16 protein-coding genes and 1 riboswitch are annotated in these 21,058 nt (G+C 71.0%); of the genes, 8 read left to right on the forward strand and 8 right to left on the reverse strand.

Annotated elements, in window-relative coordinates; translation table 11 throughout:
- Nucleotides 1-58 precede the first annotated feature (58 nt).
- Complete coding sequence (locus ABZZ04_RS01110; protein ID WP_266747352.1) at nucleotides 59-496, forward strand: SsgA family sporulation/cell division regulator; 438 nt, start codon at nucleotides 59-61, stop codon at nucleotides 494-496.
- Nucleotides 497-577: 81 nt separating this feature from the next.
- On the opposite strand, the gene ABZZ04_RS01115 is transcribed toward ABZZ04_RS01110, so the two are convergent.
- Nucleotides 578-1,912 (reverse strand): YibE/F family protein, encoded by a 1,335-nt coding sequence (locus tag ABZZ04_RS01115; RefSeq protein ID WP_356930083.1) that lies wholly within the window; start codon nucleotides 1,910-1,912, stop codon nucleotides 578-580.
- 70 nt (nucleotides 1,913-1,982) lie between these two features.
- A riboswitch (TPP riboswitch) is annotated at nucleotides 1,983-2,116 on the forward strand.
- On the opposite strand from ABZZ04_RS01115, the gene thiC reads away from it, so the two are divergent.
- A complete protein-coding gene (thiC, locus tag ABZZ04_RS01120; protein WP_356930084.1) occupies nucleotides 2,109-3,884 on the forward strand; it encodes a phosphomethylpyrimidine synthase ThiC in 1,776 nt (591 codons plus the stop codon). It overlaps the preceding riboswitch by 8 nt.
- A 53-nt stretch (nucleotides 3,885-3,937) precedes the next feature.
- On the opposite strand, the gene ABZZ04_RS01125 is transcribed toward thiC, so the two are convergent.
- On the reverse strand, nucleotides 3,938-4,369 hold the full coding sequence (locus ABZZ04_RS01125; RefSeq protein ID WP_356930085.1) for a nuclear transport factor 2 family protein: 432 nt from the start codon (nucleotides 4,367-4,369) through the stop codon (nucleotides 3,938-3,940).
- A 24-nt stretch (nucleotides 4,370-4,393) separates the two neighbouring features.
- On the opposite strand from ABZZ04_RS01125, the gene ABZZ04_RS01130 reads away from it, so the two are divergent.
- Entirely contained in the window at nucleotides 4,394-4,822 is a 429-nt protein-coding gene (locus ABZZ04_RS01130; RefSeq protein ID WP_356930086.1) for a helix-turn-helix domain-containing protein, read from the forward strand.
- A 120-nt stretch (nucleotides 4,823-4,942) separates the two neighbouring features.
- Here ABZZ04_RS01130 and ABZZ04_RS01135 read toward each other — a convergent pair whose 3' ends face one another.
- The 3 genes from ABZZ04_RS01135 to ABZZ04_RS01145 form a co-directional block, all read right to left on the reverse strand.
- Nucleotides 4,943-5,767: a hypothetical protein gene (locus ABZZ04_RS01135; protein WP_356930087.1), complete on the reverse strand. Its 825-nt coding sequence runs from the start codon at nucleotides 5,765-5,767 to the stop codon at nucleotides 4,943-4,945.
- A gap of 184 nt (nucleotides 5,768-5,951) precedes the next feature.
- A complete protein-coding gene (locus tag ABZZ04_RS01140) occupies nucleotides 5,952-7,010 on the reverse strand; it encodes a metallophosphoesterase (protein WP_356930089.1) in 1,059 nt (352 codons plus the stop codon).
- A gap of 173 nt (nucleotides 7,011-7,183) precedes the next feature.
- A complete protein-coding gene (locus ABZZ04_RS01145; protein WP_148836997.1) occupies nucleotides 7,184-8,299 on the reverse strand; it encodes a LacI family DNA-binding transcriptional regulator in 1,116 nt (371 codons plus the stop codon).
- A gap of 370 nt (nucleotides 8,300-8,669) precedes the next feature.
- On the opposite strand from ABZZ04_RS01145, the gene hisC reads away from it, so the two are divergent.
- The 5 genes from hisC to ABZZ04_RS01170 all read left to right on the forward strand — a co-directional run bounded on the left by hisC (nucleotide 8,670) and on the right by ABZZ04_RS01170 (nucleotide 18,234).
- Nucleotides 8,670-9,749 carry a histidinol-phosphate transaminase gene (hisC, locus tag ABZZ04_RS01150; protein ID WP_356930091.1) on the forward strand — a complete coding sequence of 360 codons (1,080 nt, stop codon included), beginning with the start codon at nucleotides 8,670-8,672 and terminating at the stop codon, nucleotides 9,747-9,749.
- Between the two features lie 348 nt (nucleotides 9,750-10,097).
- Nucleotides 10,098-11,606, forward strand: coding sequence for a cytochrome ubiquinol oxidase subunit I (locus ABZZ04_RS01155; RefSeq protein ID WP_356930092.1), 1,509 nt, complete (start codon nucleotides 10,098-10,100; stop codon nucleotides 11,604-11,606).
- Nucleotides 11,607-11,624: 18 nt separating this feature from the next.
- Nucleotides 11,625-12,626, forward strand: a complete 1,002-nt coding sequence (gene cydB / locus ABZZ04_RS01160; protein ID WP_356930093.1) for a cytochrome d ubiquinol oxidase subunit II — start codon at nucleotides 11,625-11,627, stop codon at nucleotides 12,624-12,626.
- A gap of 121 nt (nucleotides 12,627-12,747) precedes the next feature.
- On the forward strand, nucleotides 12,748-16,356 hold the full coding sequence (gene cydD, locus ABZZ04_RS01165) for a thiol reductant ABC exporter subunit CydD (protein ID WP_356930094.1): 3,609 nt from the start codon (nucleotides 12,748-12,750) through the stop codon (nucleotides 16,354-16,356).
- Between the two features lie 171 nt (nucleotides 16,357-16,527).
- The gene (locus ABZZ04_RS01170; protein WP_356930095.1) at nucleotides 16,528-18,234 is read left to right on the forward strand and encodes a GAF domain-containing protein; all 1,707 of its coding nucleotides are present in this window, start codon (nucleotides 16,528-16,530) and stop codon (nucleotides 18,232-18,234) included.
- Nucleotides 18,235-18,346: 112 nt separating this feature from the next.
- Here the strand turns inward: ABZZ04_RS01170 and ABZZ04_RS01175 are convergent, their stop codons facing one another.
- From ABZZ04_RS01175 to ABZZ04_RS01185, 3 genes are all read right to left on the reverse strand, one after another.
- Nucleotides 18,347-19,213, reverse strand: a complete 867-nt coding sequence (locus ABZZ04_RS01175; protein WP_356930096.1) for a Cof-type HAD-IIB family hydrolase — start codon at nucleotides 19,211-19,213, stop codon at nucleotides 18,347-18,349.
- 276 nt (nucleotides 19,214-19,489) lie between these two features.
- Nucleotides 19,490-20,389 carry an LLM class flavin-dependent oxidoreductase gene (locus tag ABZZ04_RS01180; RefSeq protein ID WP_356930097.1) on the reverse strand — a complete coding sequence of 300 codons (900 nt, stop codon included), beginning with the start codon at nucleotides 20,387-20,389 and terminating at the stop codon, nucleotides 19,490-19,492.
- A gap of 99 nt (nucleotides 20,390-20,488) precedes the next feature.
- On the reverse strand, nucleotides 20,489-21,031 hold the full coding sequence (locus ABZZ04_RS01185) for an RNA 2'-phosphotransferase (RefSeq protein WP_356930098.1): 543 nt from the start codon (nucleotides 21,029-21,031) through the stop codon (nucleotides 20,489-20,491).
- Between the last annotated feature and the right edge of the window lie 27 nt (nucleotides 21,032-21,058).

Raw genomic sequence — 21,058 nt, forward strand, 5'->3', positions numbered from 1 at the left:
GTCAATAGGGCCATGGGGGATCATTCCTGGCCAGATTCATCTACTGCGGGGTTGAACGATGCGCGAGTCGGTTCAAGCTGAGGTCATGATGAGCTTCCTCGTCTCCGAGGAACTCTCTTTCCGGATCCCGGTGGAGCTCCGGTACGAGGTCTGCGATCCGTATGCGATCCGCATGACCTTCCATCTGCCCGGCGATGCCCCCGTCACCTGGGCATTCGGTCGTGAGTTGTTGCTCGACGGCCTCAACAGTCCCAGTGGGGACGGTGATGTGCACATCGGGCCGACGGAGCCCGAGGGGCTGTCCGATGTGCACATCCGCCTTCAGGTCGGCGAGGACCGGGCCCTCTTCCGGGCCGGTACCGCGCCGCTCGTGGCTTTTCTCGACCGGACCGACAAGCTCGTGCCGCTGGGGCAGGAGTGCACGCTCGGTGACTTCGAGGGCAATCTGGAGGAGGCCCTGGGCCGGATCCTCGCCGAGGAGCAGAACGCGGGCTGAAGGAACCCGGTGCCGCCCACCGGATCGCCGGTCGAACACGGCACCTGCCGAATGGGTGAATTGCTCACCCGGCGGAGACGTTCAGGCCCTCGTCCTGCGACGACGGCCCTTCCCGGCCCGTACGGGTGCCGAAGCCCCGGCTTCCGCGCCGAGTTCTGTGCGGTCCGCGGAGACGACCAGCGCAGCGAGCACCGTCGTCACCGGCACCGAGGCGACCAGTCCGATCGAGCCGACCAGGGTTCGTACGATCTCCTCCGCCACCAGCTCGCTGTTGGCCACCGTCCCCACGCTGCTCTGCGCGATGGAGAAGAGCAGCAGCAATGGCAGCGCGGCGCCGGCGTAGGCGAGCACGAGCGTGTTGACGACCGAGGCGATGTGGTCGCGCCCGATCCTGATCCCCGCCCGGTAGAGCCCGCGCACGCCCATCGACGGGTTCGCCCGGTGCAGTTCCCAGACCGCGGACGTCTGGGTGACGGTCACGTCGTCGAGCACTCCGAGCGAACCGATGATGACACCGGCCAGCAGCAGACCGCTCATGTCGATGTGCGGGTACAGGCCGTGGATGAGGCCGGTGTTGTCGTCGGTGTTGCCGCTCAGGCTCGCCCAGCCGATGAAGAGCGATCCGAGCAGTCCGATCAGCAGCAGCGAGGCCAGCGTGCCGATCACCGCCACCGAGGTGCGGGCGCTCGGGCCGTGGCACATGTAGAGCGCGATCAGCATGATCGCGCTGGCTCCCACCACCGCGACGAGCAGCGGGTTGGAGCCCTGGAGCACGGCCGGGAGGATGAACAGGGTCAGCACGGCGAACGAGACCGCGAGCGCCACCAGCGCCAACACCCCGCGCATCCGGCCCACCGCGACCACGACCAGGGCGAAGATCCCGGCCAGCAGGGTCATCGGGAACTTCCGGGCCACGTCCGTCACCGAATACTGCAGATCACGGGGTGCGTCGGGCGCGTACGACACGATCACGCCCTGGCCCTCGCGCAGTTGACGCGGGGCGTCGGGCTGCACGATCTCGACGAACGTCCGGCCCCTGTCGGGCCCGGACGTCACCTCAACGGTGGCCTTCCGGCACGATCCCCTGTCGTCGTCCGTCGGCGGGGCGGCCTCCTGGCCGACGGGCACCTGCACCGCGTTCACGTCCTTGCAGTTCACCATGTCGACTCTCACCACCTTCGCCTGTCGGGTCTGCCGGTCGAACCCCACGCCGGTCCGTTCGTGCGCGGGAGCGCCGCCCGGCCAGAGCGCCACCAGGCCGACGACGACGGCGGTGGCGAACGGGATCAGGACGGCCGCGATGACCTTGCGCAGATGTCTGGAGACGGGCGCCGCGGGACCGTGACCGTGCGAGTGGCCGTGCTGATGGCCCTGGAGTTCGGTGTCGATATCGGTGTCGATACGGGGGGACGTCACCGGCAGATCATCGCAAGAAGGGACGGGCCCACTGTTCATCCCGCCGGACGGGACGCTAGCGTGGAGGAACCTTTGTACACGCGGGAGCTCGGAGCACCGGGCTGAGAGGGCGCTGACATCCGTACGTCCGTACGGAAACGGCTGCGCCGACCGCCGAACCTGTTACCGGGTAATGCCGGCGTAGGGAGTAGGTCTCATGACCACATCGGACGCACGCACGCCTGCCTCCAGTCGGAGCGACGAGGCCGGGAAGTCCATCGGCTGGCACAAGGGATACGTCTCGGGCTCGCGCCCGGACCTCCGGGTGCCGGTCCGTCAGGTGCACCTCACCAACGGCAAGGACGTGACGCTGTACGACACGTCGGGGCCGTACACCGATCCTGCTGTCGAGACCGACGTCCGTCGCGGACTCGCACCGCTGCGGGAGAACTGGATCACTGCCCGCGGCGACACCGAGGAGTACCCGGGTCGCCCCGTCCGTCCCGAGGACGACGGACTCAGGCACACCTCGCCGCGCGGCGGGCTGCGCAACCTCGACGCGGTCTTCCCGGGCCGTCCCCGGCTGCCCCGCCGCAGCCGGGACGGACGGCCCGTGACCCAGCTCGCGTACGCCCGACGGGGCGAGATCACCCCGGAGATGGAGTACGTGGCGATCCGGGAGAACGTCGCGCCGGAGGTGGTGCGCGAGGAGATCGCGGCCGGCCGGGCCGTGCTGCCGGCCAACGTCAACCACCCCGAGATCGAACCGATGATCATCGGGAAGCGGTTCCTGGTGAAGGTCAACGCCAACATCGGCAACTCCGCGGTGACGTCCTCCATCGAGGAGGAGGTGGAAAAGATGACGTGGGCGACGCGCTGGGGCGCCGATACCGTGATGGATCTGTCCACCGGCCGCAACATTCACACCACCCGTGAGTGGGTTCTGCGTAATTCACCCGTTCCGATCGGTACCGTCCCGCTCTACCAGGCGCTCGAAAAGGTGGACGGCCGGGCAGAGGAACTGAGCTGGGAGATCTACAAGGACACCGTCATCGAGCAGGCCGAGCAGGGCGTCGACTACATGACGGTGCACGCCGGCGTGCGCCTGCCGTACGTGCCGCTGACCGCCCGTCGCAAGACCGGCATCGTCTCGCGCGGCGGCTCGATCATGGCGGCGTGGTGCCTGGCGCACCACAAGGAGTCGTTCCTGTACGAGCACTTCGAGGAGCTCTGCGAGATCCTCGCGGCCTACGACGTGACGTACTCGCTGGGTGACGGGCTGCGGCCCGGTTCGATCGCCGACGCCAACGACGAGGCGCAGTTCGCCGAACTGCGGACGCTCGGCGAACTCAACACGGTGGCCAAGGGGTTCGGTGTCCAGACCATGATCGAGGGTCCGGGACACGTCCCGATGCACAAGATCAAGGAGAACATCGACCTCCAGCAGGAGATCTGCGAGGAGGCGCCGTTCTACACGCTCGGCCCGCTGACCACCGATGTCGCGCCGGCGTACGACCACATCACCTCCGGCATCGGCGCGGCGATGATCGCCTGGTGGGGCACGGCGATGCTCTGCTACGTCACGCCGAAGGAACACCTGGGCCTGCCCGACCGGGACGATGTGAAGACCGGCGTCATCACCTACAAGATCGCGGCCCACGCGGCGGACCTCGCCAAGGGGCACCCGGGGGCGCAGGAGTGGGACGACGCGCTCTCCGACGCCCGGTTCGAGTTCCGCTGGGAGGACCAGTTCAACCTGGCCCTCGACCCGGACACCGCGCGGCAGTACCACGACGAGACGCTGCCCGCGGAGCCGGCGAAGACGGCGCACTTCTGCTCGATGTGCGGACCGAAGTTCTGCTCGATGAAGATCTCGCAGGACATCCGGCGCGAGCACGGCGGTTCGCAGGAGGAGATCGAGGCGGGCATGGCGGAGAAGTCCAAGGAGTTCGCGGCCGCGGGCAACCGGGTCTATCTGCCGATCGCGGACTGAGCCCCCGCCCCGGAGCTCGCGCCGGGTGCCCGCGGCCATCCGGTCGTGGGCGCTCAGCGGGGGCCGGGGGCGGTCGATGCCGGTTCGGGAGGGTGCGCCACCCCGAACGGGTTGTCGATCACGTAGCGCCAGTATCCGTCGGGTCCGCGACGGGCGACGTCCGTCGCGGTGCCCTCGATGCGTACCTCGCCGCCGTGCGCGGCGGTTCCGGCGATGACGAAGTCGACGATCAGCAGGGCCAGGTCACCGACGACGTACGTGTGGCGGGGCGACACCTCGATCGGGACGCGCAGGCGGAGGAATTCGTCGTTGGCCCGGAACCGCTCCGCTCCGGTGACCAGGCGGCCGGGCGTCGGCACGAAGCCGGCGTCGGGCTCGTAGAGCCGGTCCAGGACCGCCGGATCGAAGGTGTTGAAGGCCCGGGCGAAGACGAACGGGTGGTCGGCGGCCCTGCGGGCCAGGGTCGGGCTGGGAGGATGTGTCATGTGGCAAGCGAACAGTCCGACGGCATGGGTCACCAAACGGAAACCCACGTCTGGGACGCGGAGTTGGTACCCGGGCAGTCGGGCCGCACCCGTCGGCCCGAGGCCGGATGCCCGGTGGAGGTGGCGCTCGCGGCGGTTTCGGGCCGGTGGACCACCCTGTTGCTGCGCGAGTTGATGGGAGGCCCCCGCAGCTTCATGGAACTGCGCGCACTGTTCCCCGAGTTGTCGCCCAAGGTGCTCAGTGAGCGGCTTCGGTCCCTCCGGGAGAGAGGGCTCGTGACCGTGGAGCGGCGGCGCGGCTTTCCCGTGCGGACGCGGTACGACCTGACGGAGGCGGGCAGGGCGATGCGGCCGTTGCTGGTCGAGCTGTACGCGACCGGGGAGAGACTGCTGCGGCTGAACCGGACCGGTTCCCGGGACGAACAGCCGCCCGGGGAACGCACCCGTCGATGACGACCTCCCAGGACCTCCGGTGCGAGTCCGGCGGTGCGCGGGAGGAGACCACGGCGGGCCGTGCCGGGCCGGTGGCGGAGGGGACCGTGACGGGCCGCGCCGGGCCGGTGGCGGAGCTGGTCAGTCCGGTTCGTGCTCGGGGCCGCCGAAGTCGGGGCTGGTGAAGTCCGGACTGGTGAACGTCGGCCGCGGGCCCGCCGTCGGGCCGCCGTCCGGGCTGGTGAAGTCCGGCCGGCTGTAGCCGACCTTCGGGATGCGGTTCGCCGAGCGGACCGGGGTGCGCGCGGCACGTCCGGCGCCGGGGTCGTCGAGCGCGTCCCGCAGGAACGGCAGTATGCCGCGCTCCAGCAGGGCATGGCGCCATGCCTCCCGGGCCCGCGCCACCTCCTCCGGAAGCTCCTCCTCCGCCTCCTCGACGGGACGCGGCTCCGCGCCGTTGCGCAGCGCGGTGATGAGCAGCCCGACGACGGCGACCAGGATCGCGGCCGCCATGACCGCGGCGAAGAACCAGCCCGCGGAGACCATGGTCGAGGCGAAGGCCGGCGGGTCGTCGAGCAGCCGCAGCAGATAGCCGACCAGCAGGAATATGAACGCTGCGGTGCCCGCGAGCACCGGCGCCAGGACCGTGACGACGGCTCCTATGCCCGCGCCCGACCGGCGCTGCCGGTTCGTGTCGGGGGGCGGATCCGATTCCTCGTCCTCGCCCTCGGCCGGTCTGCGGAGTTCCTCGCGGGCCTGCACGTAGTGCTGGTACTCGGTGGCGGCCGTCGCGGTGATCAGCGCCGTGGCGTCCAGCGCCATGGTGCGCAGCTGCACGGCGTTGAGCCGTTCGCCGACCGCGGCCAGATCTGGTCGTTCATGGGCATGACGCAGTGCGTCATCGAGGATCCGCTCGTACTCGGGGCGGTCCTCGGCCAGCAGGTGCGGAGCGCTGTTCATGTGCATCCCCCGATGCTCCGTAGGGCCCGAACACCCGCGTTCATACCGGGCTTTCGGGCGGAAACGGAGGAGAGCCTGCTACTGATACGCCGATGGTAGAGCGCCCACGGCACGGGGAGACAGGGGGTTTCCGGAAATAGGCCCAGCAGTCGGCGCGGTCAGGTCGTGGATGCGTCTTCCCGAAAGAGCGTCAGTCATGCAGAGGCAGCTGGACGACCAGTAGCTTTCCGGCCATGGTCACACCGCCGTCCATGGCGATGGCGAGCCCGTCCGCGTACACGTGCGGGCCCTCGACCACGGGGCCGGAACCGTCCTCGCCGTCCTCCGAACCGACCTCTCCGAGGAGGTACGGAATGGGGCTGTGGCCATGGACGATGCGCTGTCCGCCGTAGGTCGCCATCAGTTCCCGGACGGCCTGCGGGCCCGCTTCGTCGCGGAAGGCGAACCGCTTGGTGAGCTTCCGGAAGAGGTCCCAGCACTCGTCGGCGTCGTTGCGCGTGAGAATGGCGTGCACGTTGTCGTTGACGTCCTCGATGGTGGTGCCGTATTCGAGGTACGCCGTCGTGTCGGAGTGCATCAGCAGATGCCCGTCCTCCTCGACGATCGCGTCGAGCCGGGACATCCACTGGAGGTGGACGTCCTGGAGCCGCTCCATGTCGTTCTTCTGACCGCCGTTGAGCAGCCAGGCGGCCTGGAAGGTGGCGGTGCCCGCGCCGGAGTTGACCGGGGTGTCGTTGAACCGCTTGGCGCCGAGGAGCAGCAGTTCGTGGTTGCCCATCAGGGCCTTGCAGTAGCCGCCGGCGGCGGCGGCCTCGGCGGACAGCCGCATCACGAGGTCGATGACGCCGATGCCGTCGGGGCCCCGGTCGGTGAAGTCGCCGAGGAACCAGAGCCGGGCGTTGCCCGCGGCCCACTTGCCGTCGGCGTCGATGAGGCCCTGCTCGGCGAGGGCGGTGCGGAGCTCGTCGAGATAGCCGTGGACGTCGCCGACGACGTACAGCGGCCCGCGTCCCTGCTCCGGGGCGGGACGCGGGTCGGGGACGGTCGGCACCTGGAGGGTGTCACCGCGGTTGATCACGGGCAGGTCGCGCGCGGTGGGCGTGTACCCCTCCGGCGGCTCGTCGCCGGGCGCGGCGCTGCCCGGGTGCGGTGCCGACGGCGGCACCGGGTTCTGGGCGTAGGGCGGTACGCGGAAGTCGCGCAACGTCGCAGTCCGCACCACGGGTTCCTGACCGGCCCCCTGTGTCATCGACCCCTCCACCACCGTCGCGCCGCCGTACACCTGACGGGCCCTGCTGGTCGGGGCGGTCCGCGGTGTCGTGCGCCCATCATAGGAATGCGGATCGTGCTGTGTGACGCACCAGGGGTGGTGAATCCGGACGCACATCGGGTTCACCAGTCGATTGGTCCGAAATCACCCGATCAATCCCTGGCCGGGGAGCGGGGTGCGCTGACCGTGGTGCGCGGCGGACGGCGCTGCGAGGACGTCCGCACGATGAGTTCCGTCGGTATGACCTGCTCCACGGGTCCGTCGTGATCGACGCCCTCGATGGCGTCGATCAGGAGCTGGACGACCGCCGTGCCGATCCTGCGCGGCTTGAGCGAGAGCGTGGTGATGGGGGGCTCGGTCGTCGCGTACACGGTCGACTCGCTGCAGCAGACCAGCAGCAGGTCCTCGGGGACCCGCAGGCCGTAGCGGCGGGCCGCCGCCAGCAGGTCGGTGCCGTTGGGGTCGAAGAGGCCGTAGACGGCGTCGGGGCGGTCGGGGCGGGCGAGCAGGCGGTCGGCGGCCACCGCGCCCGCACACGGGTCGTGGGCGGGGTAGGACTCGTACACCGGGTCCTGGCCCACGCGCTCGCACCAGTGGAGGTACGCGGTGGTGGAGAGCCGGGTGTAGGTGTCGGTGGTGGTGCCGGTGAGCAGGCCGATGCGGCGGGCCCCGGCGGCGGCCAGGTGGTCGAGCAGGTCGAGCACGGCGGCGCCGTGGTCGTTGTCGACCCAGGCGGTGACCGGGAGCGTGCCGGCCGGGCGTCCGTCCGAGACGACGGGCAGCCCCTGGCGCACCAGCTCGGTGACGACCGGGTCCTGGTCGGAGGGGTCGATCACGACGGTGCCGTCGAGGGCGACGTTCGACCAGACGTCGTGGCGCGAGGTGGCGGGCAGGATGACGAGGGCGTACCCGCGGGCGAGCGCGGCGGAGGTGGCGGCTCTGGCCATCTCCGCGAAGTACGCGAACTCGGTGAAGGTGAAGGGTTCGTCCCCGTAGGTCGTCACGGTCAGGCCGATCAGGCCCGACTTGCCGGTACGGAGGGTGCGGGCCGCTGCGGAAGGGCGGTAGCCCAGGCGCTCTGCGACCTCGCGGACATGGCGGCGGGTGGCGTCCGGGAGCCTGCCCTTGCCGTTGAGCGCGTCGGAGACGGTCGTGATGGAGACTCCGGCGGCGGCGGCCACGTCCCGGATTCCCGCTCGTCCCTGTCGGCCGCCGCCGCGCCGGGGTGTGTCCGTCCGGCTCACCTGGTGCTTCCCTGCTGCTGTCATGGCGAGCCGATAGTAGGGCTCGGACGGGCGGTTGGCCCGGTCGCATATTCACCCGTTGACAGGCACGTTTTTGCATGATCATTAACGGTCAATTGCCTTGTAAATCAAGGAAGTTGGCAGGTCTGTCCATGGTGTATCAGGTACCTGGACCGATGGGCCTGCCGAATGGCCGATGTCTCGAAGAGGTCTCATCTCACCTCTTCGGGGGACGCGCGCCACGGCGTGAGCCACCGGCGTGCGCGGTGACGGGTGGCGCTCCCCCCATTCCCGGTCGCACCGGACGATTGGGCGATCGACCCATTCGCAGCGGCGCCCAATCCTCATAAGGTGAGCAGTATTGATGTGTACAGACGGTCGAGGAGGACCTGCGGTGAGCGAGACGAGCCCCAAGCTGCGCGCCGAGCTGGACGGCGTCCCCGCCTATGTTCCGGGCAGGCCGGCTGCTGCCGACGGCCCGGTCGCGTTCAAGCTGTCCTCCAATGAGAATCCGTATCCGCCGCTGCCCGGGGTGCTGGAGTCCGCCCTGGCGGCGGCCTCGAACTTCAACCGCTACCCGGACATGGCCTGCACCGGTCTGATGAACGAGCTGTCCGACCGTTTCGGTGTGCCCCTTTCGCATCTCGCCACCGGAACCGGCTCGGTCGGTGTGGCGCAGCAGCTGCTCCAGGCCACGTCGGGCCCCGGTGACGAGGTCATCTACGCCTGGCGCTCCTTCGAGGCGTACCCGATCATCACGCAGGTCAGCGGCGCGACCTCGGTGAAGGTCCCGCTGACCGACGGCGAGGTGCACGACCTCGACGCGATGGCGGACGCGATCACGGACCGCACCCGGATGATCTTCGTCTGCAACCCGAACAACCCGACCGGCACCGTGGTGCGCCGGGCCGAGCTGGAGCGGTTCCTGGACCGGGTGCCGGGCGACGTCCTGGTGGTGCTCGACGAGGCGTACCGGGAGTTCATCCGCGACACCGAGGTGCCGGACGGCATCGAGATCTACCGGGACCGGCCCAACGTGGCGGTGCTGCGGACCTTCTCCAAGGCGTACGGCCTGGCGGGGCTGCGGGTCGGCTTCGCCGTGGCCCACGAGCCGGTGGCGGCCGCGCTGCGCAAGACGGCGGTGCCCTTCGGGGTCAGCCAGCTCGCGCAGGACGCGGCGGTCGCCTCGCTGCGCGCCGAGGACGAGCTGCTGGGGCGGGTCGGCTCCCTGGTCGGCGAGCGCGACCGGGTGCAGCGGACGCTGGCCGAGCAGGGGTGGACCGTGCCGGAGTCCCAGGCGAACTTCGTCTGGCTGCGGCTCGGGGACCGCACGGCCGACTTTGCCGCGGTGTGCGAGCGGGCCGGCGTGATGGTCCGGCCGTTCGCGGGCGAGGGGGTGCGGGTCTCGATCGGTGAGGACGAGGCGAACGACCTGTTCCTCAAGGTGACGGAGGCGTACCGCAAGGAGCTGTAGCGCGGCGCGGTCCGCCCGCGCACTACGGCAGGCCCAGGGCCCCGCACCTCGTCCGTGAGGTGCGGGGCCCTGGTGCGTGGAGCTCCGGCGGGGACCGGGCAGCGGCCCGGAAGGGTTACCTCCGGTTGTCTGCTTCGGGAGGAATGATCGGAACGCTGCCGGAACGCCCGAAGAGGGGTACCCCGCCCGAACGTCCCGAAAGTCTGTGCGCCATAATGCTTGTGAATGTGAACGCGTTCACAAGCGCGTCCTTTTTGTTCCCCGGATCGACCGGGTTTGCTCCCGGGATCAGTCGGGCCAAAGGGGCAAACTGCCGGAATGGATACGGCGAAGTAAGGAGAAGACGACGTGGAGCTGGCTCTGGCGCCGGAAACCATGGCGCGATGGCAGTTCGGTATCACCACCGTCTACCACTTCCTGTTCGTCCCGCTGACGATCTCTCTCGCCGCGCTCACCGCCGGCCTGCAGACCGCCTGGGTGCGGACGAACAACCAGAAGTACCTCAGGGCGACGAAGTTCTGGGGCAAGCTCTTCCTGATCAACATCGCCATGGGCGTCGTCACCGGCATCGTCCAGGAGTTCCAGTTCGGCATGAACTGGTCCGACTACTCGCGGTTCGTCGGTGACATCTTCGGCGCCCCGCTCGCGTTCGAGGCGCTGATCGCGTTCTTCTTCGAGTCCACCTTCATCGGGCTGTGGATCTTCGGCTGGGACAAGCTGCCGAAGAAGATCCACCTCGCCTGCATCTGGATGGTCTCCATCGGGACCATCCTGTCCGCGTACTTCATCCTGGCCGCCAACTCCTGGATGCAGCACCCGGTCGGCTACCGGATCAACGAGGAACGCGGCCGGGCCGAGCTCACCGACTTCTGGCACGTGCTCACCCAGAACACCGCGCTCACCCAGTTCTTCCACACCATCACCGCGGCCTTCCTGGTCGGCGGCGCGTTCATGGTCGGCATCGCCGCCTTCCACCTGGCGCGCAAGCGGCACATCCCGGTGATGCGGACCTCGCTGCGGCTCGGGCTGATCACGGTCGTGATCGCCGGACTGCTCACCGCCGTCAGCGGCGACCGGCTGGGCAAGGTCATGTTCAAGCAGCAGCCGATGAAGATGGCCGCCGCCGAGGCGCTCTGGGAGGGCCAGAAGGGCGCGCCGTTCTCGATCTTCGCGGTCGGTGACGTGGCCAAGGGCCACAACACCGTGGAGATCTCCATCCCGGGGATACTGTCCTTCCTCGCGGACGACACCTTCACCTCGTACGTCCCCGGCATCAACGACATCAACAAGGCCGAGCAGGAGAAGTACGGCCCCGGCGACTACCGGCCCAACATCCCGGTCGCGTTCTGGAGCTTCCGCTGGATGATCGGCTTCGGGATGGCCTCCTTCGGCCTCGGCATCCTCGGACTGTGGCTGACCCGGAAGAAGTTCATGCTGCCGCCGGCACTGCGGACCGGTGAGGACGAGGTGCCGAATCTGGTCCTCTTCAAGAACAAGGCACTCAGCCCGAAGCTCGCCAGGTGCTACTGGATCCTCGCGCTCTGGACCCTGCTCTTCCCGCTGATCGCCAACTCCTGGGGCTGGATCTTCACCGAGATGGGGCGTCAGCCCTGGGTCGTCTACGGAGTGCTCCAGACCCGCGACGCGGTCTCCCCCGGCGTCTCGCAGGGCGAGGTGATCACCTCGCTGATCGGATTCACGCTGCTCTACGCCGTGCTCGCGGTGATCGAGGTCAAGCTGCTCGTGAAGTACATCAAGGCGGGCCCGCCGGAGCTCACGGAGGCCGACCTCAACCCGCCCACCAGGATCGGCGGCGACCACGAGGACGCCGACCGGCCGATGGCCTTCTCCTACTGAGAACAGCGGAGCTGAGAGATGGAACTCCACGACGTCTGGTTCGTGCTCATCGCCGTCCTCTGGACCGGCTACTTCTTCCTGGAGGGATTCGACTTCGGGATCGGTGTCCTCACCAAGCTGCTGGCCCGCGACCGCAAGGAGCGCCGGGTCCTGATCAACACGATCGGGCCGGTCTGGGACGGCAACGAGGTGTGGCTGCTCTCCGCGGGCGGCGCGACCTTCGCCGCCTTCCCCGAGTGGTACGCCACCCTGTTCTCCGGTTTCTACCTGCCGCTGCTGATCATCCTGGGCTGTCTGATCGTGCGCGGGGTCGCCTTCGAGTACCGGGCCAAGCGGTCCGGCGAGAAGTGGCAGACCAACTGGGAGCACGCGATCTTCTGGACCTCGCTGATCCCCGCCCTGCTCTGGGGCGTGGCCTTCGGGAACATCGTGCGCGGCGTGAAGATCGACGCCGACATGGAGTACGTGGGCAACTTCTGGGACCTGCTCAACCCGTACGCCATCCTCGGCGGACTGGTCACGCTCTTCCTCTTCACCTTCCACGGTGCCGTGTTCGCGGGGCTCAAGACCGTCGGGGACATCCGGGAGCGGGCGGGCAAGCTGGCGCTGAAGCTGGGCGTCGTCACCGCGGTGCTCGCGCTCGGCTTCCTGATCTGGACCCAGCTCGACCGGGGCAACGGCTGGAGCCTGCTGGCGACGGTCATCGCCGCGGTGGCGCTGGTCGCCGCGATCGTCATGGTCGCGGCGGGACGCGAGGGCTGGTCGTTCGCGCTCTCCGGAGTGACCATCGCGGCCGCGGTGGCGATGCTCTTCCTGTCGCTCTTCCCGAACGTCATGCCGTCCTCGCTGAACGACGCCTGGAGCCTCACGGTCACCAACGCCTCGTCCACCCCGTACACGCTGAAGATCATGACCTGGTGCGCCGGGATTGCCACCCCCGTCGTCCTGCTGTACCAGGGCTGGACGTACTGGGTGTTCCGCAAGCGCATCGGTACGCAGCACATCGCCGAAGCGCACTGACCGCACGCGGAGCCGGCCGACGGGCCGGGACCGGGGCGCGACACCGGGCCCGACCCGCCGGACGGACTCCGTCCACCGAACCCACAGGGCAACACACCTAGCTCGCCAGGGGCTGTTTCACGTGAAACCGATCGATCCGCGTCTGCTCCGTCACGCCCGTGCCACCCGCCTCTTCCTGGCCGCCGTGGTGGCGCTCGGCGCCGTCGGGGCGGGGCTGGTCATCGTCCAGGCCATGCTCATCGCCGAGGTGGTGGTGGGCGGATTCGAGGACGGGCTGACCGTCTCCGGGCTGCGGACCCCGCTGATCCTGCTCGCCGCAGTCGCGCTGGGGCGGGCGCTGGTCTCCTGGCTGACCGAGCTGGCCGCGTACCGGACCGGCGCGGCGGTCAAGTCCGAACTCCGGGGCCGGCTGCTGGACCGTGCCGCGGAGCTCGGGCCGGGATGGCTCGGCGATCAGCGCACCGGCTCCCTGGTGACGCTCGCCACCCGGGGCGTCGACGCGCTCGACGACTACTTCGCGCGCTATCTGCCGCAGCTCGGACTCGCGGTGATCGTGCCGGTGGCGGTCCTCGCCAGGATCGTCACCGAGGACTGGGTCTCGGCGGCGATCATCGTGGTCACCCTGCCGCTCATCCCGCTCTTCATGATCCTGATCGGCTGGGCCACCCAGTCGCGGATGGACCGTCAGTGGCGGCTGCTGTCCCGGCTCTCCGGACACTTCCTCGACGTGGTCGCCGGACTGCCGACGCTGAAGGTCTTCGGCCGGGCCAAGGCGCAGGCCGAGTCCATCCGCACGATCACCGCGCAGTACCGCGGGGCCACCCTGCGGACCCTGCGCATCGCGTTCCTGTCGTCCTTCGCGCTGGAACTGCTGGCGACGCTGTCGGTGGCCCTCGTCGCCGTCACCATCGGCATGCGGCTGGTGCACGGCGAACTCGACCTCTACACCGGCCTGGTCGTGCTGATCCTGGCTCCCGAGGCGTATCTGCCGATCCGCCAGGTCGGCGCGCAGTACCACGCGGCGGCCGAGGGGCTCTCGGCCGCCGAGGAGATCTTCGCGGTCCTGGAGACCGAGCCCCGGACCGGCGGCACGGCACCGGTCCCCCGGTCGCTGCGGCTGGAGCTGGAGGGGGTGACCGTACGGCACGAGGGCCGTACCGCGCCGTCCCTGGACCGGGCCTCGCTGGTGGTGGAGGAGGGGGAGACCGTCGCCCTGGTCGGCCCCAGCGGCTCCGGGAAGTCCACCCTGCTCGACGTGGTGCTGGGGTTCACGGCGCCCGACGAGGGGCGGGTGCGGGTCGGCGGCGTCGAGCTGGCGGACCTCGCGCCCGAGCGGTGGCGGGAGCGGATCGCCTGGGTGCCGCAGCGCCCGTACCTCTTCGCGGGCACGATCGCGGAGAACGTACGGCTGGCCCGTCCCGACGCGGACGACGCCGCGGTGGCGGCCGCCCTGCGCGACGCGGGGGCCCACGACTTCGTGGCGGAGCTGCCCGACGGCGCCCGGACGCTTCTCGGCGAGGACGGGGCGGGGCTCTCCGCCGGACAGCGGCAGCGGCTCGCCCTGGCGCGGGCCTTCCTCGCCGACCGGCCGTTGCTGCTGCTCGACGAGCCGACCGCGAGCCTGGACGGCGAAACGGAGACGGGCATCGTCGAAGCGGTACGGAGGCTGGCGGCGGGCCGGACCGTCCTGCTGGTGGTGCACCGCCCGGCGCTGCTGTCGGTGGCCGACCGGGTGGTGGCGCTGGCCCCGGGGACACCGCGACGACCGGAACGGCCCGGCGGGACCGGGGCGCCGGTGCCGACGACGGCGTTGCCGGAGGGGGCCGAGGAGCCCGTGCCGGTGGCGACGGAGGGCGCCGGGGTGATCAGGGAGACCGCGCCCCGCTCCGGGGACGTCCTGGCCCGGGTCAGGGAGGCCGCGGGGGCGCAGCGCGGCCGGCTGGCCCTCGCACTGCTGCTGGGAAGCCTCGCCCTGGGCTCGGCGGTCGGGCTCATGGCGGTGTCCGGCTGGCTGATCGCCCGCGCCTCCGAGCAGCCCCCGGTGCTCTATCTGATGGTCGCGGTGACCGCGACCCGCGCCTTCGGCCTCGGACGGGCCGTCTTCCGCTACGCCGAGCGCCTGGTCTCGCACGACGCGGTGCTCAAGATGCTCGCCGAGCTGCGCGTCTCGGTCTACCGGGGACTGGAGCGCATCGCGCCCGCCGGTCTGCGCCGGACCCGGCGCGGGGACCTGCTCTCCCGGCTCGTCGCCGATGTCGACGCCCTGCAGGACTACTGGCTGCGCTGGATGCTGCCCGTCGCGACCGCCGCGGTCGTCGGCGCGGCCACCGCCGGTTTCGTCGGCTGGCTGCTCCCGGCCGCGGGCGCCGTGCTGGCCGCCGGACTCCTGCTGGCCGGTGTGGGAGTGCCGCTGGTCGCCGGGGCCTGCTCCCGCCGCACGGAACGCCGGCTGGCCCCCGCGCGTGCCGAGCTGGCCACCCGGATCACCGACCTGCTCGGTGGGACCGCCGAGCTGACCGTCGCGGGCGCCCTGCCCGCCCGCTCGGCACGGACCCGGGAGGCCGACGGCGTCCTGACCCGCATCACCGCCCGCGCGGCGGCCGCCACCGCCCTCGGCGGCGGCCTCACCACGCTGATCGGCGGCCTCACCGTCATCGCGACCGCGCTCGTCGCCCTCCCGGCCGTACGGGACGGCCGGCTCGCGGGCGTGGAGCTCGCCGTGGTGGTGCTCACGCCGCTGGCCGCCTTCGAGGCGGTGACCGGTCTGCCGCTCGCAGCGCAGTACCGCCACCGGGTCAAGCGGAGCGCGGAGCGGGTGTTCGAGGTGCTGGACGCCCCGCTGCCCGTGCACGAACCCGACGACCCGGCCGAGGCCCCCGCCACGCCCTTCCCGCTGGAGGTGCGGGGGCTGTCCGCCCGGTACGCGGGAACGGACCGGGACGCCCTCGACGCCGTGGACCTGACGCTGACGGCCGGCCGGCGCATCGCCGTCGTCGGACCCTCCGGCTCGGGGAAGACGACCCTCGCCCAGGTCCTGCTCCGCTTCCTGGACGCGCGGACGGGGACGTACCGGATCGGCGGTGTCGAGGCCCGTGAGCTGGAGGGGGACGCGGTGCGGCGGTTCGTCGGGCTGTGCGCCCAGGACGCCCATGTCTTCGACAGCTCCATCCGGGAGAACCTGCGGCTCGCCCGCACCGACGCGACGGACGACGAACTGCGCGACGCCCTCGGCCGGGCCAGGCTGCTCGACTGGGTCGAGTCGCTGCCCGACGGGCTGGACACCCCGGTCGGCGAGCACGGCGCACGCCTCTCCGGCGGACAGCGCCAGCGCCTCGCCCTGGGCCGGGCGCTCCTCGCCGACTTCCCGGTGCTCGTCCTGGACGAACCGGCCGAGCATCTTGACCTGGCGACCGCGGACGCCCTGACCGCCGACCTGCTGGCCGCCACCCACGGGCGCACGACGGTCCTGATCACCCACCGTCTGCAAGGGCTCGAAGCCGTCGACGAGGTGCTGGTGCTGGACGCGGGGCGGATCGTGCAGCGCGGCCCGTACGCCGACCTCGCCGCCGTCGAGGGCCCGCTGCGCCGGATGCTGGCACGCGAACGCGAGCAGGAGGCCATGGCGGCCGTACGCCATCCGGGAGAGGACGCGGAACCGGTGGGCGCCGGGGACACCGGGGACGCCGGGCTGGCGCGGGTGTCCGACGGGGCGGTGGACGTACGGGTGTGAGCGGCGTACGGGCGTGGGGACGTGGGGGACGCACGTACGGGAGCGGCACGCGGACGTGGGGGGACGGGCGCATGGACGGACGCGTGCATGGGCAGGGGAGACGCGCCGGGGCGGGGCCGGGAACAGTGAAGCCGACTTTCCTCGCCAAACGTCACTAATTACGCTCTGGGTATGTCTGAGCAGGTCCCGAAGGACTCACTCGAAGCCGCTGCACGGGAGCCCCACGGCCTGCAGGGTCTGTCCGCCGAGATCACCACCCGCATCCCGCACCTGCTGGAGGCCATGCGCTCCGTCGGGGCGGGCCTGGAACTGCACTCCACCCTCGACCGGATCTGCGAGACGGCCGCCGAACTGGCCCACTGCCGTTACGCGGCCATCGGCGTCGTCGACGAGGAGGGCGCGGGACTCTCCGACTTCGTCACGTACGGGGTGCCGGACGAGGTGGCGGACGAGATCGGCCACCGCCCCGACGGCCATCGGGGACTGCTCGGCGCCCTGATCCACGACCCGGTACCGCTGCGGCTCGCCGACCTGACGGCCGACCCCAGGTTCGCCGGATTCCCGCCGGGCCACCCCCCGATGCGGACCTTCCTCGGCGTCCCCATCCGGGTGCAGGACGAGATCTTCGGCAATCTCTACCTGGCCGAGAAGGACGACGGCGCCGAGTTCAACGACTACGACCTGCACATGGTGCGGGTCCTGGCCACGGAGGCGGGGATCGCCATCGGCAACGCCCGGCTGTACGAGGCGGCGCGCCAGCGCGAGCGCTGGATCGACGGATCGGTCGCCGTGACCACCGCGCTGCTCTCCGGCGGGGACGCCGACGACGCGCTCTCCGTCGTCGCCGAACAGGCCCGCCGCCTCGCCGGCTCGGCCGCCGGCATCGTGCTGCTGCCGACCGGGGAGGGCGGCCTGGAGATCGTCGCCGTTTCCGCGGACGACCCGGCCACCTCGCTCGGGACGATCATCGGGCCCGAGAGCCCGGTGGTGGCGAAACTGCTGAGCGGCGAGGCGGTCTTCGTGGACGACTGCGCCACCGACTTCCGCATGGTCACCGAGCTGGCAAATCGTTTCGGCCCGAGCATGCTGCTGCCCCTGCACAGCGGTGGGCGGGTGCTGGGCGCGCTCGCCACCCCCCGTGCCCGCGGCGGCCGGCCGTTCACGGAGGCGGAACGGACCCTCGCCGTCCAGTTCGCCTCGCAGGCCGCGCTCGCGCTGATGATGGCCGAGGCGCAGCGGGACCGGGAACGGCTCGCGGTCTACGAGGACCGGGACCGGATCGCCCGCGACCTGCACGACCTGGTCATCCAGCGGTTGTTCGCCACCGGGATGATGCTGGAGAGCGCCCAGCGCAGATCGGCCGAGACGGACGTGCAGACCGGTGTCGGCCGGGCGGTCGACGAACTGGACGTGACCATCCAGGAGATCCGCACCGCGATCTTCGCCCTCCAGCAGGAACCCGCCGAGGCGCCGTCGGGCCTGCGCACCCGCGTCCTGCGCGAGATCAACATGGCGGCGGTGCCCCTGGGCTTCAAGCCCTCGCACCGCTTCCTCGGGCCGGTCGACTCGCTGGTCGGCGAGTCGACCGGCAAGAACCTGATCGCGGCGCTGCGCGAGGCGCTGTCCAACGCCTTCCGGCACGCGGAGGCGTCACTGATCGACGTGGTCGTCGACGCGACCGCCACACTGCCCGACGGAACGGACGCGGTGCGGCTGTCGGTCGCCGACGACGGGGTGGGCATCCCGGAGGGCGGCCGACGCAGCGGGCTGCGGAACCTGGCACGTCGGGCGGAGTCGCTCGGCGGCGCGAGCTGGTTCGGTCCCGGCATCGGCCCGGACGGGGACGGCACGACCGTGGTGTGGGAGGTGCCCCTCTGAACCGCCGGGCGGTCCGGACCACCCGGAACCCGGCGACAGGACGTGACAGGACGTGGTGCCCGGCAGCGGGACGCGCCGGGACTCGGCGGGCGGTTGCGGGACGCGGCGGGTGTCAGTGCGCGGCGTCGGCCGCGCGGTGTTCGGCGATGATCCGCTCGATGACGACGGCGACGCCGTCCTCGCCGTTGGTGGCGGTCTGCCCGGAGGCGGCGGCGATCGCGGCCGGGTGGGCGTTGCCCATCGCGTAGGACGTGCCCGCCCAGCTGAGCATCTCCACGTCGTTGGGCATGTCGCCGAAGGCGACGACCTCGGCAGGCGATATGCCCCGCTCGGCGCAGCACAGCTCCAGCGTGCTGGCCTTGGAGACCCCGGGGCCGCTGATCTCCAGCAGGGCCGTGGGGCTGGACCTGGTGAAGGAGGCCCGGTCCCCGGCCGCCGCGCGGGCCAGGGCGAGGAACTCGTCCGGGGCCAGTTCGGCGTGGTGGGCGAGGAGCTTCAGCACGGGCGCGCCCGCGCCGGGCGTCTCCTCGTGGAGCAGCTTCTCGGCGACGGCGACCGTGGCGCCCGGGTCCAGGTGGAAGGGCGGGTAGGCCGGTTCGTAGTGGATGCCGGTGGACAGTTCGACGGCGAACGAGGTGCCGGGGACGGCGGCGCGCAGCGCGTGCACGATGCCGAGCGCGATGGGCCGCTCCAGCGGACGGACCTTGAGCAGCCTGCCGCCGTCGTGCAGATCGGCGACCGCCGCGCCGTTCGCACAGATCGCCAGGCCGTGGCCGTGGACGTGGTCGCTGACGACGTCCATCCAGCGGGCCGGGCGGCCGGTGACGAAGAAGACCTCGATACCGGCCTCCTCGGCGGCGGCGAGTGCGGCGACCGTACGGCCCGAAACCGTCTTGTCGTCGCGCAACAGGGTGCCGTCGAGGTCGGTGGCGATCAGCCGGATGGCGGCAGGCGAAGGCGAGTCGGTAGCTGAGGTCACCCGTCCATTCTCGCGTACGAGGGTGCACGGGCGTGCGGAGGGGCGCACATCTGAGGGTGCGCGCCCCTGGCCGGGGAACATGCCAGATGCATATGCCAGCGGGGTGGAAGCGCCCTGCCGTGCCCGATGGCCCGCCGCGACCGGTGATGACGGCCGCGGCGGGCGGCGGGTGCCGGGTGACGAGCGACAGGTGACGAATGACGCGCGACGCCGACCGTGGCGAGATACCGACTGTGGGGCGGTGCGGTGTCGGCCGAGGCGCGATGCCTTCCGCGGTCAGTGGCCGAGCTGGGCCAGTGCCTCCGTGGCGATGCGCTCGAAGACCTTCTCGTCCGCCGCGAAGTCGGAGTCCTGGACCGGCCAGTGGACGACGATCTCCGTGAAGCCCAGCGCGAAGTGGGTGCCCGCGAAGTCCACGAAGGCGTCGAGGGACTCCAGCGGGCGGTCCGGGGTGAAACCGGTGAGCAGGATCTTGTCCAGCTCGGCGACGTCCCGGCCGATGGACTCGCAGGCCGCGCCCAGCTTGGTGAGCTGCCCCCGGATGGCCTCCACCGACTGCTCGGGGGTGCCCGTCTCGTACAGCTTCGGGTCGCCCGTGGTCACCCATGCCTGGCCGTGCCGGGCGGCGAGCCTCATCCCGCGCGGGCCGGTGGCCGCCACCGCGAACGGCAGCCGGGGCCGCTGCACGCAGCCGGGGATGTTCCGGGCCTCGTTCGCCGCGTAGAGGGGGCCCTCGTACGTCACCGAGGGTTCGCGCAGCAGCCGGTCCAGCAGGGGGACGAAGTCGTCGAAGTGGTCGGCGCGCTCGCGCGGCGTCCACGGCTCCTCACCGGCCCGCCGCAGCGTCATGGCGTCGAAACCGTTGCCGCCGGCACCGATGCCGAGGGTGACGCGCCCGTCGGAGACGTCGTCGAGGGTGATGAGGTCCTTGGCGAGCGTGACGGGGTGCCGGAAGTTGGGGGAGGTGACGAGGGTGCCCAGGCGCAGCCGTTCGGTGGCCGCCGCTGCGGCGGTGAGGGTCGGTACCGCGCCGAACCACGGGCCGTCGCGGAAGGTGCGCCAGGACAGGTGGTCGTACGTGTAGGCGGCGTGGAACCCCAGTTCCTCGGCGCGCTGCCAGACCTTCCGGCCCTCGCTCCAGCGGTGGATCGGCAGAATCACAGTGCTCAGACGCATGACCACGACCATACGGACCGGACCGCGCACACCGGAAACGGCCGCACGAACCGGAAACGGCCGGGTGCACCGGAAACGACCGGGCGCACGCCGTCCGGGTCAGTCCCGGAAGCGCAGGAACTCGGGCGGCACGGCGGCGGTGAGCCAGACGCCGTTGGCGCTGACGCAGAAGGTGTGGCCCGCGCGGTGCATCGCGCCGGCGTCCACGGACAGGACGACGGGACGGCCGCGCCGGGCGCCGACCCTGGTCGCGGTCTCGCGGTCGGCGGAGAGGTGGACGTGTGTGCGGTCCATGGGCCGCAGTCCCTCGTCACGGATCGAGTCCAGCGCCCGGCCCACCGTGCCGTGGTAGAGGTACGCGGGCGGCTCGGCCGGCGGCAGACCGAGATCGACGGGAACGGTATGGCCCTGGCTCGCGCGGATACGGTCGTTCTCGACAGCGAAGCGCTGCTTGTCGTTGGAGGCGACGACATGGTCGAGCTCGGCCCGGGTGAGGGGGAAGTTGTTGCGGGCCGTGGCACGCAGCAGCTCGTCGATCGGCACCCATCCGTTGGCGTCGAGCGTGATCCCGATCCGCTGCGGCTGGTGCCGCAGGTGCTTCGAGAGGTACTTGGACACCTTTACGGTGCGCTTCTCGTCCATCCCGCCAGGGTGCCCGGCGCCGTTTTC

Source organism: Streptomyces sp. NPDC006435, from assembly GCF_040612315.1.
Classification (GTDB): Bacteria; Actinomycetota; Actinomycetes; order Streptomycetales; family Streptomycetaceae; genus Streptomyces.

Coding starts and splice junctions, on each gene's coding strand:
- ABZZ04_RS01135 (WP_356930087.1), bottom strand. CDS start 5,767: ATGCACATGAACAGCGCTCCGCACCTGCTGGCCGAGGACCGCCCCGAG.
- ABZZ04_RS01180 (WP_356930097.1), bottom strand. CDS start 20,389: ATGCGTCTGAGCACTGTGATTCTGCCGATCCACCGCTGGAGCGAGGGC.
- ABZZ04_RS01110 (WP_266747352.1), top strand. CDS start 59: ATGCGCGAGTCGGTTCAAGCTGAGGTCATGATGAGCTTCCTCGTCTCC.
- ABZZ04_RS01145 (WP_148836997.1), bottom strand. CDS start 8,299: ATGACAGCAGCAGGGAAGCACCAGGTGAGCCGGACGGACACACCCCGG.
- thiC (WP_356930084.1), top strand. CDS start 2,109: ATGACCACATCGGACGCACGCACGCCTGCCTCCAGTCGGAGCGACGAG.
- ABZZ04_RS01170 (WP_356930095.1), top strand. CDS start 16,528: ATGTCTGAGCAGGTCCCGAAGGACTCACTCGAAGCCGCTGCACGGGAG.
- ABZZ04_RS01140 (WP_356930089.1), bottom strand. CDS start 7,010: ATGACACAGGGGGCCGGTCAGGAACCCGTGGTGCGGACTGCGACGTTG.
- ABZZ04_RS01125 (WP_356930085.1), bottom strand. CDS start 4,369: ATGACACATCCTCCCAGCCCGACCCTGGCCCGCAGGGCCGCCGACCAC.
- ABZZ04_RS01130 (WP_356930086.1), top strand. CDS start 4,394: ATGGGTCACCAAACGGAAACCCACGTCTGGGACGCGGAGTTGGTACCC.
- ABZZ04_RS01185 (WP_356930098.1), bottom strand. CDS start 21,031: ATGGACGAGAAGCGCACCGTAAAGGTGTCCAAGTACCTCTCGAAGCAC.
- cydB (WP_356930093.1), top strand. CDS start 11,625: ATGGAACTCCACGACGTCTGGTTCGTGCTCATCGCCGTCCTCTGGACC.